Genomic DNA, 16,889 nt, shown 5'->3' on the forward strand with positions numbered 1-16,889 from the left:
CGAAAAACCGGATTTTGCGCTCAATCCAGAACCAGTGGACGAAAAACCCGGATATCGTCCATTGTTTGGAAGTGTCTCCCTCGACTTTTTTGGTGTAAATGCCGACTAATTCCGTCGTCATTTAACGGACTGAAATTGACCGATCACATCTCCAGCGGCGCGGCTTCGAGTGAAGCCATTATCCAACTGCGCGGGGTCGAAAAAGACCTTTGCGGCACGCGGTGCCAATGCGCCCGTTACTGCACTTCATGAAATCAATCTCGACGTGCCGAGGGGCGCCATTCTTGGCGTTATCGGTCGTTCGGGGGCGGGCAAATCGACGCTGATCCGGCTGGTCAATGGGCTGGAACTGCCCAGTTCCGGTTCGGTGCGGGTCGATGGCGTCGAGGTTTCAGCACTGGAAGAACGGGCGCTGCGTCAGGAGCGCCGCTCGATTGGCATGATTTTCCAGCACTTTAACCTGCTGGCGCGGCGCACGGCCTTTGGCAATGTGGCGCTACCGCTGGAAATTGCCGGTGTGTCCAAAGCCGAAATCCGCAAGCGTGTATTGCCGCTGCTCGATCTCGTGGGGCTGTCGGACAAGGTTGATCGCTATCCGGCCGAACTCTCGGGTGGGCAGAAGCAGCGCGTTGGCATCGCCCGCGCGCTTGCGACCAATCCAAAAGTGCTGCTTTCGGACGAGGCGACTTCGGCGCTCGATCCGGAAACGACCGAACAGATTTTGGCGCTGCTCCGGCAGGTCAATGTCGATCTCGGCGTGACCGTACTGCTGATCACCCACGAAATGTCGGTGATCAAGGGCGTTGCCGATCGGGTGGCGGTGATTGACGAAGGGCGCATCGTCGAAGAGGGCGCGACCTATGATGTGTTCACCGGGCCTCAGCATGCGACGACGCGCAATTTCGTCGCCAGCATTACCGGCACGCAGTTGCCCGAGCATCTGGCCAAGCGCCTGACTGCCGCGCCCGAGGCCGGCAAGGAAGCGCTGGTGCAGCTTGTGTTCAAGGGGGAGGGCGCGGCGCAGCCGTGGCTTTCCGTGCTGACGCGAAAACTCGATGTCGATCTCGGCATTGTGCAGGCCAAGGTCGACCACATTTCCGGCCGGCCTTTCGGCACGCTGGTGGTGAGCCTGCCGGACGTGGCCAAATTGCCCGCCCTTTTGGTGACCTCCAAGGAACTGGGTCTCGAAACGGAGGTGCTCGGCTATGCCTGAAGTCTTCTCGCCCCAAATCCTGAAGCTGCTCGTCGATTCCTTCGTGCAGACGCTCTACATGGTCGGCATTGCCGGGGTCATCGGCACGCTGATCGGCCTGCCGCTCGGCGTGTTTCTGGCGACCAGCCAGCGCGGCGAACTGTTTGCGGCGCCGGCGGTCAATGCCGTGCTGGGCCTGATCGTCAATGCGGCGCGCTCGACGCCGTTCATCATTCTCGTTGTCGCCATCATTCCGCTGACGCGGTTGATCGCTGGCACGTCCATCGGCACCAGCGCGGCCATCGTGCCGCTGACCATTGCGGCGGCGCCCTTTATTGCCCGCGTCATCGAGGCGGCCATTCGCGGTGTCGATCAGGGGCTGATCGAGGCGGCGCGGTCGATGGGCGCGAGCCCCTTGCAGATCGTGCAAAAAGTGCTGCTGCCCGAGGCGCTGCCGGCTATCACGCTGGCGCTGACACTGACCGTCGTTAGCCTCATCGGCTATTCGGCCATGGTGGGCGCCGTCGGCGGCGGTGGCCTCGGCGATCTCGGTATTCGTTTCGGTTATCAGCGCTTCATGCCCGACGTGATGTTGGCCGTGGTGCTGGTGCTGATCGTTCTCGTCCAGGGCGTGCAGAGCCTTGGCGATTCCCTTGCGCGACGCTTCGACAAGCGCTCGCGCCATTAACTCCCCTCCCTCGAAAGGACTTTTTCCCATGTCGTTCAAGACTGTTATCGCTGGCGTGGCCCTTGGCCTCTCGCTGATCGCGGCGCCGGCCTATGCCGAAACCATCAAGATTGGCGCGACGCCCGGCCCGCATGCCCAGATCCTGGAAGCCGTGAAGCCGATCCTGGCCGCGCAGGGCATCGATCTCGAAATCCTCGAATTCTCGGACTATGTCATTCCGAACGAGGCTCTGGCTTCGGGCGAGCTCAACGCCAACTCGTTCCAGCATCAGCCCTACCTCGATAATCAGGTTAAGGATCGTGGCTATGCCATCGAGTCCGTGGCAACGACCGTGAACTTCCCGATCGGCATCTACTCGGACAAGTTCGAGAACATTGCCGACCTGCCCGATGGCGCCAAGATCGGCATTCCGAACGACCCGACCAATGGCGGCCGCGTGCTGCTGCTGCTCGAAGACAATGGCCTGCTTGACCTGACCGAAGGCGTGGGCACGGCGGCGAGCGTGGCTGACATCATCGGCAACCCGAAGAATTTCGAAATCCTCGAAGTCGACGCTGCCCAGTTGCCGCGCGTGCTGCCGGATGTGGATGCCGCAGGGATCAACACCAACTATGCCGAACAGGCTGGCCTTGATCCGGTCAATGACCCGATCCTGCGCGAAAGCCCGAAGGGGCCCTATGTGAACGTGATTGCTGTTCGCACCGAAGACAAGGATCTGCCGTGGGTGAAGGCTCTGGTTGAGGCTTACCACTCGGATGAAATCCGCACGTTTGTTGAGACGACGTTCAACGGCGCTGTGCTGGCGAGCTGGTAATCACCCGTCGTCGTCATTGCCGGGCTTGCCCCGGCAATCCATCTCGCCGTCGTATGGACCACCGGGACAAGCCCGGTGGTGACGATGGGGCAGATGGCAGTTGATCCCCGCGAAAGCGGGGATTTTTTCTGGGTGGAGCAATGTGACTGCCGCTCTACCTCTGTCACTTTGAAATTCAGTTCCACCGCGTCATTCCCGCGAAAGCGGGAATCTCTTGGCACATAAACAGGGATTCCCGCTTCCGCGGGAATGACACCGTGCTTTTGGGTGGGCCAGGAGGATAACTCGTGGCTACGGAACCATCACTCCGGCATCGGCCGGATGAAGTGGTTGTTTGCGACTTCCCGCGTTTCGGGCCGCGGCAGCGCCGATTGGCGGCGGATGAACTCGATGCGGTTGAGTTCTTCGGAAAAGCGCGTGTCTGAGAAACGGCGATCGGGGTCGGGCACTGCCGACAGTAAGAGCCGCGTATAGGGGTGCTGAGGGTTGGTCAGCACGCTCTCGGTGTCACCCCATTCGACGATCTGGCCGGCATACATGACCATGATGTCCTCGGCGACATAGCGCGCGGTGGCGATGTCGTGGGTGATGTAGAGGAGCGCCAGGCCCAGTTGGGCCTTCATGTCATTGAGCAGGTTGAGAATGCCGAGGCGCACGGAGACGTCGAGCATCGAGGTCGGCTCGTCGGCGACGATGACCTGCGGGTTCACGGCAAGCGCGCGGGCGATGCTGATGCGCTGGCGCTGGCCGCCGGAGAGTTCGTGCGGATATTTTGGCATCAGCAATGCAGGGTCGAGTTTGACCCGGGTCAGCAATTCCTCGATGGCGGCGGTGCGCTCCTTGCTGTTCAGCTTTGGCTGATGGAGGCGCAGGGGGCGTTCGAGGTGATAGCGAATGGTGTGGGTGGGGTTGAGGGCCGCGAAGGGGTCCTGGAACACCATCTGCACTGAGGCGCGATAGGCTTTCAATGCCTTGGCACTGGCCTTGCCGAGTGGCTTGCCGCGGAAAAGCAACTGGCCCTCGTCGGGCGTATATTCGCGCATGATGAGCCGGGCGGCGGTGGTCTTGCCGGAGCCGGATTCTCCGACCAGCGCCAGCGTGCGGCCGGGATGGAGGCCGAAAGAGACCGAGCGGGCGGCGTAGACGGGCTTGTCGGCGCGGCCGAAGGTTTTGCTGACATTGTCGAGGGCGAGGATGGCGTCGCTCATGACTTGGCTCCCTCGCGGATCTGTTCGCCATGGAGTTTGGGCATCGAGGCCCAGAGGCGCTTGGTGTAGGCGTGCTGCGGTGTGCGGTAGATGGTCTGGGCGTCGTTGACCTCGACCAGTTCCCCTTCGAGCATGATGCCGATGCGGTCGCTGACTTGCACCATCAGGCCGAGATCGTGGGTGATGAAGAGCACGGAGAAGCCGAGTTCTTTCCTGAAGACGTCGATGCGCTGCAGGATTTCGCGCTGCACCACGACGTCGAGGGCGGTGGTTGGCTCGTCCATGATCAGAAGCTTTGGATTGAGCGCGAGGCAGATGGCGATGACGATGCGCTGGCGCATGCCGCCCGAGCACTGGTGCGGATAGGACGAGAGCCGGTCGGGCGAGATGTCCACGAGCTTTAGGAGTTCAGCGGCGCGGGTGCGGGCCTCGGCGCGGCTGATGCGGGTGTGGGCCTTGAGCACGTCGTAGAACTGCGCCTCGATGGTCAGCACCGGATTGAGCGAGTTCATGGCGCTCTGGAACACCATCGCGACCTCGCGCCAACGGAAGCGGCGGAGTTCGTTGTCGTCGAGTGCCAGGACGTCGCGGCCGCCGACAAGGATCTGGCTGCCTTTGCGAATGAGGGCAGGGGGGCGGTGGAGGCGGCTGACGGCGAAGGCGATGGTCGATTTGCCGCAACCGGACTCGCCGGCAAGGCCGAAGAACTCGCCGGGGGCGATGTCGAAGGAGACGTCTTTGACGGCGTGGAAGTCTTTCTCCGCGCCGATATAGTCGATGTTGAGATTGCGGATGGAGAGGACGGGATCGGTCATAGCTTGCCCTCTCCGATGCGGACCATGCGGGTCCAGCGATTGAGCATGCCGCCCGTACGCAAGCGCGGATTGGCGATTTCGTCGATGGCGAAGTTGATGAGCGCGAGGCCAAGGCCGAGAACGGCAAGGGCAAAGCAGGGCGCGAGGAGGTCCCACCAGGCGCCGACCGAGAGGGCCGAAGCGTTCTGGGCGTTGTAAAGCATGATGCCCCAAGAGACGGTGTTGGGATCGCCGAGGCCGAGGAATTCCAGGGTCGCTTCGGTGATGACGGCGAAGATGACGCTGCCGATGAAGTTGATGCCGACGATGGAAATCAGGTTCGGGAAAATCTCGAAGGCCATGATGCGCCAGCTCGGTTCGCCCAGCATTTCGGCGGATTTGACATAGTCGCGCTGGCGGATGGAGAGGGTTTCCGAGCGGGTGACGCGCACGCCCCAGGCCCAGGAGGTGAGGCCAAGGATGACGGCGATCACCAGCGGGCTCGCCTGGCCGATAAAGGCGGCGAGGACCAAAAGGAGCGGCAGGTTGGGAACGACGAGCACCATATTGGTGAAGAAGTTGATGACCTCGTCGATGACCCCGCCCTTGTAGCCGGCGATGATGCCGAGGACGGTGCCGATGATGGTAATGGCTAGGCCGGCGCCGAAGCCGACGGCGAGCGAGACGCGGGCGCCGTAGACGAGGCGAGCGAAAACGTCGTGGCCGAGGCGGGTCGTGCCCAGCCAATGCTCCCACGAGGGAGCCTGATGCGGACGGCCGACGCGCTTCACCGGGCTATACTCGGTGAGGAACGGCGCGAAAATGGCGACGAGGATGATGAGAAGGAGAATGGTGAGACCCACCATGGCCTTCTTGTTGCCGAGCAGCTGGCGGAAAAGCGTCATGGCTCAGGCCTTCTTCAAACGGGGGTCGAGCAGCACATAGCTGAGATCGACGGCGAAATTGGCGATGAGCATGGCGGCGGTCATGATCAGGAGCTGGCCCTGGATGACCGGATAGTCGCGGGCGATGATGGCCTGGTAGAGCGTGTTGCCGAGGCCGGGATAGTTGAACACCACTTCGGTGACGAGCGAGCCGCCGAGCACGGTGCCAAGTGCAATGGCGAGGCTCGAGACAGTCGGCAGCAGGGCATTGCGTGCGGCGTACCAGAGCATGACTCGATTATCGGCGAGGCCCTTGGCGCGGCCCATGACGATGTAGTCTTCTCCAAGCAGGTTGATCATGTTGTTGCGCATGGTGACGGCGAAGCCGCCGGTGAGCACGATGACCATGGTCAGCATGGGGAGGGTGCCGTGATGGATGACGCTCGAAATGTAGGTCCAGTTGAAACCCGGATCGAGCAGCGGATCGGCGGCATAGCCGTTGGGGAACCAGCCGAGCTGATAGCCAAAGACGAAGAGCATAATCAGCGAGACGACGACGGCCGGGACGGAGCTGGAAAAGATCGCGGTGAGGGAGACGATGGAGTCGAATATCGTGCCGCGGCGCCAGGCGGCCATGACGCCGAGGAAGGTGCCGAGGGCGAAGCTCAGGAGTGTCGCGATGCCGACGAGGCCAAGCGTCCAGACGAGGGAGCGGCCGAGGAGTTCGGTGACGGGCAGGGGGAAATACTTGATCGAGCGGCCGAGATCGCCGGTGAAGACGCTCTGCAGGTAGCGCAGATATTGCTCGCCGATTGGCGCATCGATGAAGCCGAAGGTCAGCTTCAGGGCGTTGAGATTTTCGAGGGAGAGTTCGGAGCCGGCGCTGGCGAACATGATCTGAATGGGATCACCCGGCATCAGGCGCGGCAGGAAGAAATTGACTGTGGCGGCGGCAATGAAGGCCGCGAGATAGAAGGCGAGACGCCGGAGCAGGAAGGTCATGGGTTCTGATTTTCTCCCTGAGGCGGGGTAGTCGGCGGGAGCGCAAGGGTAACGCTCCCGCCTCTGGCACGATTACTGAGCGACTGGATCGAGATCGAGCAGCTGCAGCAAGCGGGCCGGGTTGGCGTTGGAAACGACGGGCGAGTACTTGGGATTCTCGGCGTCGGCCCAGCCGGTGAAGCGGCTGGTATTGTACTCGTAGAAGGACGGGCTGTTGTAGACCGGGATGATCGGCATGGCTTCGGCCACGATCAGCTGGAGCTGGTCCATGAGCGACTTCTGCTCGGCCGGGTCCTTGGACTGGGTGTACTGGTCAAGGAGCGTCATAACCTCGGCATTTTCCCAATGCGGCGCGGTGAAGCGGCTCTTGCCGAAATCGCCCGGGTTGAACGAGCGGATATACGGGAAGTAGGGATTGGCCGCCGACGCCAGGGCGTTGAGCGTCATGGAATAGGTGCCGTCGATCAGGTTCTGGGTCCAGACCGCAGCTTCCGGCGTCGACATTTTTACATTGAGGCCGGCTTCGGCGAGGCTTTCGATGGAAATCTGGACAGCGTCGATCCAGTCGGTCCAGCCATTGGGCACCATGATGTCGATGGCGATCGGGGTGCCATCGGGATTGTCACGGAAGCCGTCGCTGTCGGCGTCGACATAACCGGACTCATCGAGCAGGGCCACGGCGGCTTCGAGGTCGAACTTGCCGTACTGGCCGAACTCGGTTTCGACCGCCGGATTGGCGAAGGCCTTGTAGAGTTCGCCGAGGCTTGCCGGGTCTTCATTGACCAGCGGATAGCCATAGCCGGCGATGTCGACAATGGTCTGGCGGTCGATGAGCATGGAGAGCGCGCGGCGGAAGTTCACATCTGTGAACGCCTTGCGGTTGTTCTCATCGGGCGTGATCTGGCTGACCTGGAACGAGACGAGGCTCGATGGAGTGAACCAGTACTTGTGGTGCTCGGGGTCCTTGGCGACGAAAGTGTTGTCAATGTCGGGGATGAAGCTCGTGGCCCAATCCAGCGTGCCATCGGCAAGGGCGGCGAGAACCTGCGGATTGTCGGCGAGCTGCGGCATGCGCAGGCAGTCGACCTTGAGATTCTCGGCGTCCCAATAGTTGGGATTGCGGCACTGTTCGTAGACCTGCGGGGTGAAGCGCGTGATCTCGGTCATCGGGCCGGAGCCGACCGGGTTCTCGTTGGCGAAGGTCACGGGATCCGCAATGTCCGCCCAGATGTGCTCGGGCACGATCGGCATGCCGACAATGGTATTTGCGATCAGCGAATTGGGTTCGTTGAGGTTGAACTTGACCGTGCGGTCATCGACCTTTTCGACCGAAGCGAGCTGGGCCGAAACCGAGATGAAATCGAGCGCCGGGAATTTCTTGATGTAGTCATAGGTGAAGACGACATCGTCTGCGGTCAGGGCTTCGCCATCGGACCATTTCAGGCCATCGCGCAGCACGAAGGTGATCGACTTAAGATCGTCGGCCAGCTCATAGCTCTCGGCGAGGCGGAAATTGGGTTCGTTGCCCTTGAGGCGGTTGAACACGACCAGCGGCTCGTACATGAAGTCGAGCGTGGTGTAGCGCGCCGAGGTCTGCCCGAACGGGTTGAAATTGCGCACGAAGGTCGTGGTCTGTTCCGAGCTTAGGGTCAGCACGTTCTGGGCGCTGGCGGGTACCGCCATGGCCAGAGTCGCAACCGAAACGGCCGCGATCAGCGTAGTTTTCAGCATTATACGTCTCTCCTTTGAATACGGCCCTGCCTCAGGCAAGTCCGTTCTCCCTGAAAATGTCTTCCACCTCGGCATGGAGCGCCCTCACGTCCACACGAGACTTGCCGAGCTGTGATTGGGCCCGGTCGATACGAGCGAGGCTTTCGGCGGTGAGCGGACCTGCCGCCTTGGCTGCCGCCTCGCTGGCATTGAGATCGCCCTGGCTATGGAGGGCAATGTCGTAGCCGGCATCGAGCGCAGCACGCACGCGCTCCGGCCAGGTTCCCTTGAGTGCCTCCATGGTGAGGCAATCGGTGACGAGCACACCGTCGTAGCCGATGTCGCGGCGAATGAGATCGCAGACGGCGGCGGAAACGGAGGCGGGGTGGTCCTTGTCGATCTGGGTGAAGACCAGATGCGCCACCATGGCCCAGGGGGAATCCTTGAGCGCGATGAAGGGGCGGAAATCGGTTTGGCGCAGGTCGTCGACTTCGGCATCGACCACAGGGCAATCGAAATGCGGATCGACGGTGACGCGGCCATAGCCGGGAATGTGCTTCATGATCGGCATGGAGCCGACTTCGAGCATGGCATCGATGACGACGCGGCCCATCTCGATGACGAGATCGGGATCGTCGCCAAAGGAGCGCTGGCCGATGACGTCATGCGTGCCCTTGCGGGCGAGATCGACGACGGGCGTCGTGCCGCTGCCAAGGCCGAGTTCGCTCATCATCGAGCCCATGGCGAGCGTCGAGAGGCGCATGGCGCGCTTGCCGGTTTCGAGATCCTTGCGGGCGAGGGCGCCGAATTGGCCGAGGCTGCGGAACAATGGCCAATTGCCATTGTCGAGGCGCTGCACGCGGCCGCCTTCCTGGTCGATATAGACCGGGGCGTCGTCGCGGCCGACGGCCTCCTTGAACTGGTGGACGAGGCGCTTGATCTGCTCGGGATTGTCGAGATTGCGCTTGAAGAGGAAGAGGCCGAAGGGATTGGTCTCGCGGAAGAAGGCGATCTCGTTGGCCGAGAGCTCATATCCCGGCATGCCGACGAAAAGGGCGAGGGGCGTCGTGGTCATGGTCTAGTTTGCCTCGGGCTTCTTGATACGCAGCAAGCCCTGATAGATGTCTTCCTTGTCCGACGGGATGGGCATGGCGCCGGCCGCCTTGACGTAGAAATCGACGGGGCCCGCGGAGCCGATGACGGCATAGGCATAGCCATGCGCCTTCATGGCAGCGAGCGTGTGGTAGAAGAGCGCGAGGCCGATATTCTTGCCGCGCTGGTCTTCGGAAACGCCGGTGGGGCCGAAAAAGCCGCGGGCCGTCGCGTCATAGCAGGCAAAGCCGACGAGCTGGCCATCGACCGTGGCGATGAGGCAACCGGGCGGCTGGTGCGCCATGGCGGCGCTGACTTCGCTGACCCAATATTCGGAAAAATGGGTGCGGACCCAGTCTTTGATGATGTGCTGCTCGGGCGGCAGGGCGACGCGAATGGTCGCTTCGACATCCTGGACGCGGGTCCGGAGTTCGTCGAGCTTGCGGCTATAGAGGTTGACGAGCAGGTCCATAAAAGTGCGCCGCTCCCATCGGCGAAGTATCGCGCAACGCGGCCAGGGCGCGGGATTGAGGCTCTCCCTAAGGGGTGTCTCCACACGCCCTATGGCATCGTTGCAAGGGGATGCTAGGAGCGAATATTCCAAGTGTCAACGATCGAAGGAATATTCTATTCCGATCGTGATCAGGCTGTGGAAGGACGCCGACCATGCCAGCGAATAAGGCGAGCGGTGGCGCATATTTAGGCAGAATCTCTGCGGAAAATTTTGGGTCGTATGATCTTGATGGCGATGAAGACACAAAGCCGTGCTCGCCGGCAGCGAACGGCCGAACGGTGTCAAAAGTAATATTCTATTCGCGATGTGCGGATCGTTGGAATGCAATATTCCAATACGGGCTCGGTGCTACCAGCCGTAGTCGAGCACGGTGAGCGTACGGATGCGGCCGTCGTCCAGCCATTCGATGGACGAGTTCTTGCGCATGCCGATGAGCGCGGCGCCGACGGGGCCGAGAATGGGCACATTGCCGCGCTCGCCGAAGGGGCGATTGGGGTAGGTCAGCCGGCCAAGGCGGACCTGGCCCTCGTCATCCAGCCGGAACATCACACGCTGGCCCATGGAGACGCCGGCCGGATCCCATGGGTCACAGACCGCTGCCCGCTTCAATTCGCGTTCGAGATAGGCCGAGACATAGGGCATCGACTCGAACGAACGCTCGGCCAGGACCATGACGCGGTTGTAATCATCTGAATTGATGAGGATTTCGGGCAGGGGAAGCGAAGGAAACACGGTGGTCGGACCGGGGAAAGCGAGGTTTGAGGATATTCCGACCGTGGAAATGCACAGTCAATAGGCGGTCAGAATATATTCTGGTCAACAAGCGTCAGGATTATTGACCTAAGCATTCTGATATGGAAGTTTGATGCCGCATTTTTATGCATGATGCACATTTCATGATCGCAAGGAACAATGATGTCCGACGACACCCTGCTAGATCGCGCCCTTATCCGTCTCGAAGAGGCCGCCAACCACCTCAAGATCGATCAGGATGTCATCGAGAAACTCAAATATCCGCGCGAAACCACCAAGACGCGCCTTCTGATCCGTATGGACGATGGCTCGCGCAAGTCTTTCCTCGCCTGGCGCTGCCGCTATGACGATACGCGCGGCCCGACCAAGGGCGGCATCCGCTTCCACCCCGACTCGACCGTCGAGGAAGTGGAAACGCTCGCCTTCTGGATGACCTTCAAGTGCGCCGTGATGAACCTGCCCTATGGCGGTGGCAAGGGCGCGGTGCGGGTCGATCCGCATCAGCTGTCCAAGTCCGAGCTTGAGCGCCTGTCGCGCGCCTATGTGCAGGCCTTTGCCAATATCATCGGGCCTGATCGCGATATTCCGGCGCCTGACGTCTACACCAACGCCATGATCATGGGCTGGATGTCGGACGAGTATAACCAGATCACCGGCGAGGTTTCTCCGGCCGTGATCACCGGCAAGCCGATTGCGCTGGGCGGTTCGCTCGGCCGCAATGATGCGACGGCGCGCGGTGGCTTCTACCTCGTGCGGCACCTGGCGACCGAACTCGGTCTCGACAAGGATCACACGGTTGCCATCCAGGGCTTTGGCAATGCGGGTCAGTACTATGCGCGGCTGACTGCAGCTGATGGCAATTCGGTGATTGCGGTTTCGGACTCGACCGGGGCGATCCATCGTCCGGGTGGGCTCGATGTCGAAAAGCTGATCGCGGGCAAAAATGCCGGTCGTCGTGTGGCCGACATGGCCTCTGAACTCGGCGCTCATGTCATTTCGCCCGATGACCTCCTGGCGGTGGAAGCCGATCTCTTTGTGCCGGCGGCGCTCGAAGACATGATCACCAAGGATAATGCCGGGTCGATCAAGGCCAAGGTCGTGCTTGAGCTGGCCAACGGCCCGGTGACCCCGGACGCCGACAAGATCCTCAACGACAAGGGCGTCATCGTCCTTCCCGATATTCTGGCCAATGCCGGTGGTGTCACTGTTTCCTATTTCGAATGGGTGCAGAACCGTCAGGGCTATTATTGGGACCTCGAAGAGATCCACGCGCGCCTCTTGAAGATCGTCGAGCGCGAAGGCCGTGCGGTCTGGGATATCGCCCAATCGCGGAAAGTGTCGGCGCGTTCGGCCGCCTATATCCACGCGCTCGGGCGTCTCGCCAATGCCATCGAAGCCCACGGCACGCAGCCGTTCTTCGCCGGTTAGTCCGGCCAGGTTGAAAAAATCGGGGCGTCGCTGAGGGATCAGCGGCGCCTTTTCTTTATGCGGGCTTTATACGGGCCTAACCACTTCCGTATGGAAACTTTACGCGAAAGGGTATGAATGTTCTGGCCTCACATATGGAGGCTCGACATGTTCGATATCTTCTTTCTGGCGCTGGGCGCGGGATTTTTTATCCTGACTTTTGCCCTGGCGAAGCTGCTGGCCCGGGTGTAGCGCGATGCTGATCTGGCTCTGGGGGCTCGGCGCCCTCGCTATCGCCGTCTACATGGTCATCGCCCTGTTCCGGCCTGACAAACTCTAGATCTTTTCGCGTTTTCGAACCGGAAAAGTGGTGTCCACTTTTCCTGAAAACGCTCTAGCGGAAGCAATTCAAAATGAACTGGCAAGGATGGGCGGAAATCGCCCTGACCCTTGGTCTCGCCCTGGCTTTGGGCTGGCCCTTGGGCATCTTCATGTCGCGCGTATGGAACAAGGAAAGCACCTGGCTCGACCCGGTGCTGAAGCCCATTGAGCGCGGCTTTTACGCGGTCGCCGGTATCGACCCCAACAAGTCTCAGGGCTGGGTGGGCTATGGTGCCTCGCTGATCGCCTTCAACCTCTTTGGCTTTATCCTGCTCTACGCCATGCTGCGCCTGCAGGGCATTCTGCCCTTCAACCCGCAGGGTTTTGCTGGCGTCTCGCCGGACCTCGCCTTCAACACGGCGGTCAGCTTCGTCACCAATACCAACTGGCAGAGCTATGGTGGCGAAACCACCATGAGCCACTTCACCCAGATGGTCGGCCTGACGACGCAGAACTTTGTGTCTGCGGCGACGGGGGCAGCGATCGCTGCTGCCTTGGCGCGCGCCTTTGCCGGCAATCGCGAGACCGGGATCGGCAATTTCTGGGCAGATCTCGTGCGCACGACGCTCTATGTGCTGCTGCCCCTGGCGTTTGTCCTCGCCGTTGCGCTGATCGGCCTGGGCGTGGTCCAGAACTTTGCTGCCTCGGTATCGGCCACGACGCTCGATGGCGCCAGCCAGACCATTTCGGTGGCTCCGACGGCGAGCCAGCTTGCCATCAAGCAGCTGGGCATCAATGGCGGCGGCATCTTCAACGTCAATTCGGCCCATCCGTTCGAAAACCCCAACCCGCTGACCAACCTGATGACCGCCATTGCGATCAACACGCTTGGTTGGGCAGCGTTTTTCGCCTTTGGCCGCTCGGCCTTTGCGCGCAAGGAAATCCGGGCGCTGGCAACGGCCGGCATCCTGATCCTCGGGGCGGGCGCGGGGGTGATCTATGTCGCCGAAGCACAGCCGGCTCCGGCTCTCGTGGCGGCGGGCATCGAAAACCCGGTCAACATGGAAGGCAAGGAGACCCGGTTTGGTCTTGCCGGTACTGCCGCCTGGGCAGCGCAGACGACAGGCGCTTCCAATGGCTCGGTCAATGGCATGCACGATAGCCTCATGCCGCTCGGTGGTGGCATGTCCATGCTGCTGATGATGCTGGGTGAAATCCTGCCCGGTGGCATCGGTTCGGGCATTGCCATCATGGTGGTCATGGCCGTGCTCTCGGTCTTCGTGGCTGGCCTCATGGTCGGGCGTACGCCGGAATATCTGGGCAAGAAGATCGAGGCGCGCGAAATCCAGTTCGCCATGGTTGCGCTGCTTGTCGTGCCGCTCTCGACGCTGGGTCTTTCGGCCCTGACCGTGGTGTGGCCGGGCGGGCTCTCGAGCCTCTTCAATCCCGGTGCGCATGGCCTGAGCGAGCTGCTCTATGCCTTCACCTCGGCCACGGCCAATAATGGCTCGGCCTTCGGTGGTGTCTCGGCCAACGTGCCGTGGTGGAACACGACGCTCGGCCTTGCCATGCTCCTCGGCCGCTTCATTCCGATCGTGGCGGTCCTTGCCATCGCCGGCAGCATCGTCACCAAGCCAAAACTGGCCCCGAGCACCGGCACACTGCCGACGACAGGTGCGCTGTTCATCGGTCTTCTTGTTGGCGTCATCATCATTCTGGGCGCGCTGCAATACTTCCCGGCGCTGGCCCTTGGCCCGATCGTCGAGCACTTCCAGGTGCTCGAAGCGGTCGCGGCAAACTGAGGTTCCCTCACATGTCTACAATGGATTTTGAAACACAGGGCAGGGGTTCGACGCGGCTTGCTGGCGGCTTGACGGCCGCGACGCTTGCCCGCGCCCTGGGAGACGCCTTCGTCAAGCTCGACCCGCGAAAACTGCTCGGCAACCCGGTTATCCTGGCCACCGAACTCGTTGCGGTTCTGGCCACGATCTCCGCCGCGATTGCCATCGGCAGCGGAGCCGACGGCGGCTTCGCCGTCGCCATCGCCCTCTGGCTCTGGGCCACCGTGCTCTTTGCCAACTTTGCCGAAAGCATCGCCGAAGGTCGGGGCAAGGCCGCCGCCGATTCCCTGCGTGCAACCCGCACCTCGACCAAAGCCAAGCTGATCGTTGATGAAAAGCAGGAACTGATCGTGCCGACGCCGGCCCATGAACTTGGGCTTGGCCAGATCATCCTGGTCGAGGCTGGCGACGTCATTCCGGTCGACGGCGAGATCATCGAAGGCGTGGCCTCGGTCAACGAGGCGGCGATTACGGGCGAAAGCGCCCCGGTCATTCGCGAATCCGGTGGCGACCGCTCGGCCGTGACCGGTGGCACCACCGTGGTGTCGGACTGGATCAAGGTGCGCGTCACGGCGCGCCCCGGCTCCACCTTCCTCGATCGCATGATCGCCATGGTGGAAGGCGCCGATCGGCGCAAGACACCCAATGAGATCGCGCTGGCTGTGCTGCTGGCAGGCCTGACGCTGATCTTTCTCATTGCCGTCGTTACGCTGCTGGCCTTTGCCGCCTATTCGGGCATCGCGCTCGATCCGGTCGTGCTGGGCGCGCTGTTCGTGTGTCTGATCCCGACGACCATCGGTGGCCTGCTTTCGGCCGTGGGCATTGCCGGCATGGATCGCCTGCTCAAGGTCAATGTGCTGGCAACCTCGGGTCGCGCCGTGGAAGCGGCTGGTGACGTCGATACGCTGCTGCTCGACAAGACCGGCACCATCACTTTCGGCAATCGCATGGCCACCGAAGTCATCGCCTCTCCGGGGATCAGGGAAGAGGTGGCCTTCCGGGCCGCCGTCATGACCTCGCTGGGCGACGAAACGCCCGAAGGCCGCTCGATCATTGAACTGGCTCGCAACAAGGGCATCAGCATCGAAGCGCCTGCCGACAGCACCATCATTCCGTTCTCGGCTTCGACGCGCCTTTCAGGCCTCGATACCGACGGAAAAACCTGGCGCAAGGGTGCGGTCGACGCGATCCTGAAACTGACCGGCAAGAAGGACAGCGACGCGCCGGCCCAATTCCGGCAGGCGGTGGACCGCATCGCCCGGAGCGGCGGCACGCCGCTGGCCATTGCCGAGGGCAATACGCTGATCGGCGTCATCCATCTCAAGGACGTGGTCAAGCCGGGCGTTGCTGCCCGCTTCGCCGACCTCCGCCGGATGGGCCTGCGCACGGTCATGATCACCGGCGACAACCCGGTGACGGCGGCGGCGATTGCCGCCGAGGCCGGCGTCGATGACTTCCTCGCCGAAGCGACGCCCGAGGACAAGCTGCGCCTGATCCGCGAGGAACAGGGCAAGGGGCGTCTCGTCGCCATGTGCGGTGACGGCGCCAATGATGCGCCGGCACTGGCTCAGGCCGACGTTGGCGTGGCCATGCAGACCGGTGCCCAGGCGGCGCGTGAAGCGGGCAATATGGTCGATCTCGACAGTGACCCGACCAAGGTCATCGAGATCGTCGAAGTGGGCAAGCAGATGCTGATCACGCGCGGTGCGCTGACGACCTTCTCCATTGCCAATGACGTCGCAAAATATTTTGCGATCATCCCGGCGCTGTTCGTGGTCGTGCTGCCCCAGCTTCAGATGCTCAACATCATGGGCCTGACCAGCCCCGAAAGCGCCATCCTGTCGGCGGTGATCTTCAACGCCCTGATCATTGTCGCGCTCATTCCCCTCGCCCTGCGCGGCGTGAAATATCGCGCAGTGGGGGCCGGTGCGCTGCTGTCGCGCAACCTCCTGATCTACGGTCTCGGTGGCCTCATCGCCCCCTTTATCGGCATCAAGATCATTGACGTTGCCATCACCGCACTCGGTCTCGCATAAGGAGCAAAGAAAATGCTGAACCAAGCAAGACCAGCCATCGTCTCCATGCTGCTGTTCTCCGCCATTCTCGGTGGCGCCTATCCGGCTGTCGTGACGGCGGCCGGCGGGGCGCTGTTCCCCGCGCAGGCCGAAGGCTCGCTCGTCCGGAACGCAGAGGGTGTGGTCGTCGGCTCGAAACTCATCGGCCAGGTGACGACCTCGCCGGGCTATCTCTGGCCGCGGCCCTCCGCAGCCGGTGATGGCTACAACGCCGCCGGCTCGTCTGGGTCCAATCTCGGCCCGCTCAATCCGGTTCTCATCGAGCGCGTGGCAGCGGACGCTGCCGCCGTTCGGGCCTATGCTCCGGAAGGGGCGATCCCGCCCGATGCCGTCACCACATCCGGTTCGGGTCTTGATCCCGAGATCTCGCCGGAATTTGCGGCATTGCAGGTGGATCGTATTGCCGAGGCCCGCGGTATAGAACCCTCTGAGGTGGTGGCCGTTGTCGCCGCCAATACCGAGGCGCCGCTCCTGGGCTTTATCGGCCAGGCGCGGGTCAATGTGTTGATGACCAACCTGGCGCTCGACAGCGCCTATCCGCTCCAACCTGCTGCTGAGTAGTCCGACGTGCAAGACATCCGGCGTCCAGATCCC

General features: G+C 62.0%; 15 protein-coding genes. 7 read left to right on the forward strand and 8 right to left on the reverse strand.

The features are described 5' to 3' along the window. Positions 1–169: 169 nt before the first annotated feature. Genes NVV77_RS04485 through NVV77_RS04495 form a run of 3 tightly spaced genes read left to right on the forward strand, consistent with a single transcriptional unit; the run spans position 170 to position 2,694 of the window. Complete coding sequence (locus NVV77_RS04485; RefSeq protein ID WP_295411151.1) at positions 170–1,213, forward strand: methionine ABC transporter ATP-binding protein; 1,044 nt, start codon at positions 170–172, stop codon at positions 1,211–1,213. Continuing rightward, entirely contained in the window at positions 1,206–1,880 is a 675-nt protein-coding gene (locus NVV77_RS04490; RefSeq protein ID WP_035086102.1) for a methionine ABC transporter permease, read from the forward strand. The genes NVV77_RS04485 and NVV77_RS04490 overlap by 8 nt, the downstream gene beginning before the upstream one ends. 28 nt (positions 1,881–1,908) lie before the next feature. Continuing rightward, a complete protein-coding gene (locus NVV77_RS04495; protein WP_295411155.1) occupies positions 1,909–2,694 on the forward strand; it encodes a MetQ/NlpA family ABC transporter substrate-binding protein in 786 nt (261 codons plus the stop codon). A 302-nt stretch (positions 2,695–2,996) separates the two neighbouring features. Here NVV77_RS04495 and NVV77_RS04500 read toward each other — a convergent pair whose 3' ends face one another. From NVV77_RS04500 to NVV77_RS04535, 8 genes are all read right to left on the reverse strand, one after another. Continuing rightward, entirely contained in the window at positions 2,997–3,902 is a 906-nt protein-coding gene (locus NVV77_RS04500; protein WP_295411157.1) for an ABC transporter ATP-binding protein, read from the reverse strand. After that, positions 3,899–4,717: an ABC transporter ATP-binding protein gene (locus NVV77_RS04505; RefSeq protein ID WP_295411159.1), complete on the reverse strand. Its 819-nt coding sequence runs from the start codon at positions 4,715–4,717 to the stop codon at positions 3,899–3,901. Before NVV77_RS04505 ends, NVV77_RS04500 begins: the two co-directional genes overlap by 4 nt. Then, entirely contained in the window at positions 4,714–5,601 is an 888-nt protein-coding gene (locus NVV77_RS04510) for an ABC transporter permease (protein WP_056309149.1), read from the reverse strand. Before NVV77_RS04510 ends, NVV77_RS04505 begins: the two co-directional genes overlap by 4 nt. Before the next feature lie 3 nt (positions 5,602–5,604). Further along, a complete protein-coding gene (locus NVV77_RS04515) occupies positions 5,605–6,582 on the reverse strand; it encodes an ABC transporter permease (protein ID WP_295411163.1) in 978 nt (325 codons plus the stop codon). 72 nt (positions 6,583–6,654) lie between these two features. Then, entirely contained in the window at positions 6,655–8,310 is a 1,656-nt protein-coding gene (locus NVV77_RS04520; protein WP_295411387.1) for an ABC transporter substrate-binding protein, read from the reverse strand. Between the two features lie 34 nt (positions 8,311–8,344). Next, positions 8,345–9,367 carry a glycoside hydrolase family 3 N-terminal domain-containing protein gene (locus NVV77_RS04525; RefSeq protein ID WP_295411165.1) on the reverse strand — a complete coding sequence of 341 codons (1,023 nt, stop codon included), beginning with the start codon at positions 9,365–9,367 and terminating at the stop codon, positions 8,345–8,347. Positions 9,368–9,370: 3 nt separating this feature from the next. Further along, positions 9,371–9,856 carry a GNAT family N-acetyltransferase gene (locus tag NVV77_RS04530; RefSeq protein ID WP_295411167.1) on the reverse strand — a complete coding sequence of 162 codons (486 nt, stop codon included), beginning with the start codon at positions 9,854–9,856 and terminating at the stop codon, positions 9,371–9,373. 390 nt (positions 9,857–10,246) lie between these two features. After that, positions 10,247–10,630 carry a nucleoside diphosphate kinase regulator gene (locus NVV77_RS04535; RefSeq protein ID WP_295411170.1) on the reverse strand — a complete coding sequence of 128 codons (384 nt, stop codon included), beginning with the start codon at positions 10,628–10,630 and terminating at the stop codon, positions 10,247–10,249. A 183-nt stretch (positions 10,631–10,813) separates the two neighbouring features. On the opposite strand from NVV77_RS04535, the gene NVV77_RS04540 reads away from it, so the two are divergent. From NVV77_RS04540 to kdpC, 4 genes are all read left to right on the forward strand, one after another. Then, positions 10,814–12,079 (forward strand): Glu/Leu/Phe/Val dehydrogenase, encoded by a 1,266-nt coding sequence (locus tag NVV77_RS04540; RefSeq protein WP_295411173.1) that lies wholly within the window; start codon positions 10,814–10,816, stop codon positions 12,077–12,079. A 392-nt stretch (positions 12,080–12,471) separates the two neighbouring features. After that, positions 12,472–14,181 carry a potassium-transporting ATPase subunit KdpA gene (gene kdpA / locus NVV77_RS04545; RefSeq protein WP_295411175.1) on the forward strand — a complete coding sequence of 570 codons (1,710 nt, stop codon included), beginning with the start codon at positions 12,472–12,474 and terminating at the stop codon, positions 14,179–14,181. Positions 14,182–14,192: 11 nt separating this feature from the next. Further along, complete coding sequence (gene kdpB, locus NVV77_RS04550; RefSeq protein ID WP_295411177.1) at positions 14,193–16,256, forward strand: potassium-transporting ATPase subunit KdpB; 2,064 nt, start codon at positions 14,193–14,195, stop codon at positions 16,254–16,256. A gap of 12 nt (positions 16,257–16,268) precedes the next feature. Further along, complete coding sequence (kdpC, locus tag NVV77_RS04555; protein ID WP_295411180.1) at positions 16,269–16,856, forward strand: potassium-transporting ATPase subunit KdpC; 588 nt, start codon at positions 16,269–16,271, stop codon at positions 16,854–16,856. Positions 16,857–16,889: the final 33 nt, after the last annotated feature.

It is taken from the genome of Devosia sp., assembly GCF_024707125.1.
Classification (GTDB): Bacteria; Pseudomonadota; Alphaproteobacteria; order Rhizobiales; family Devosiaceae; genus Devosia.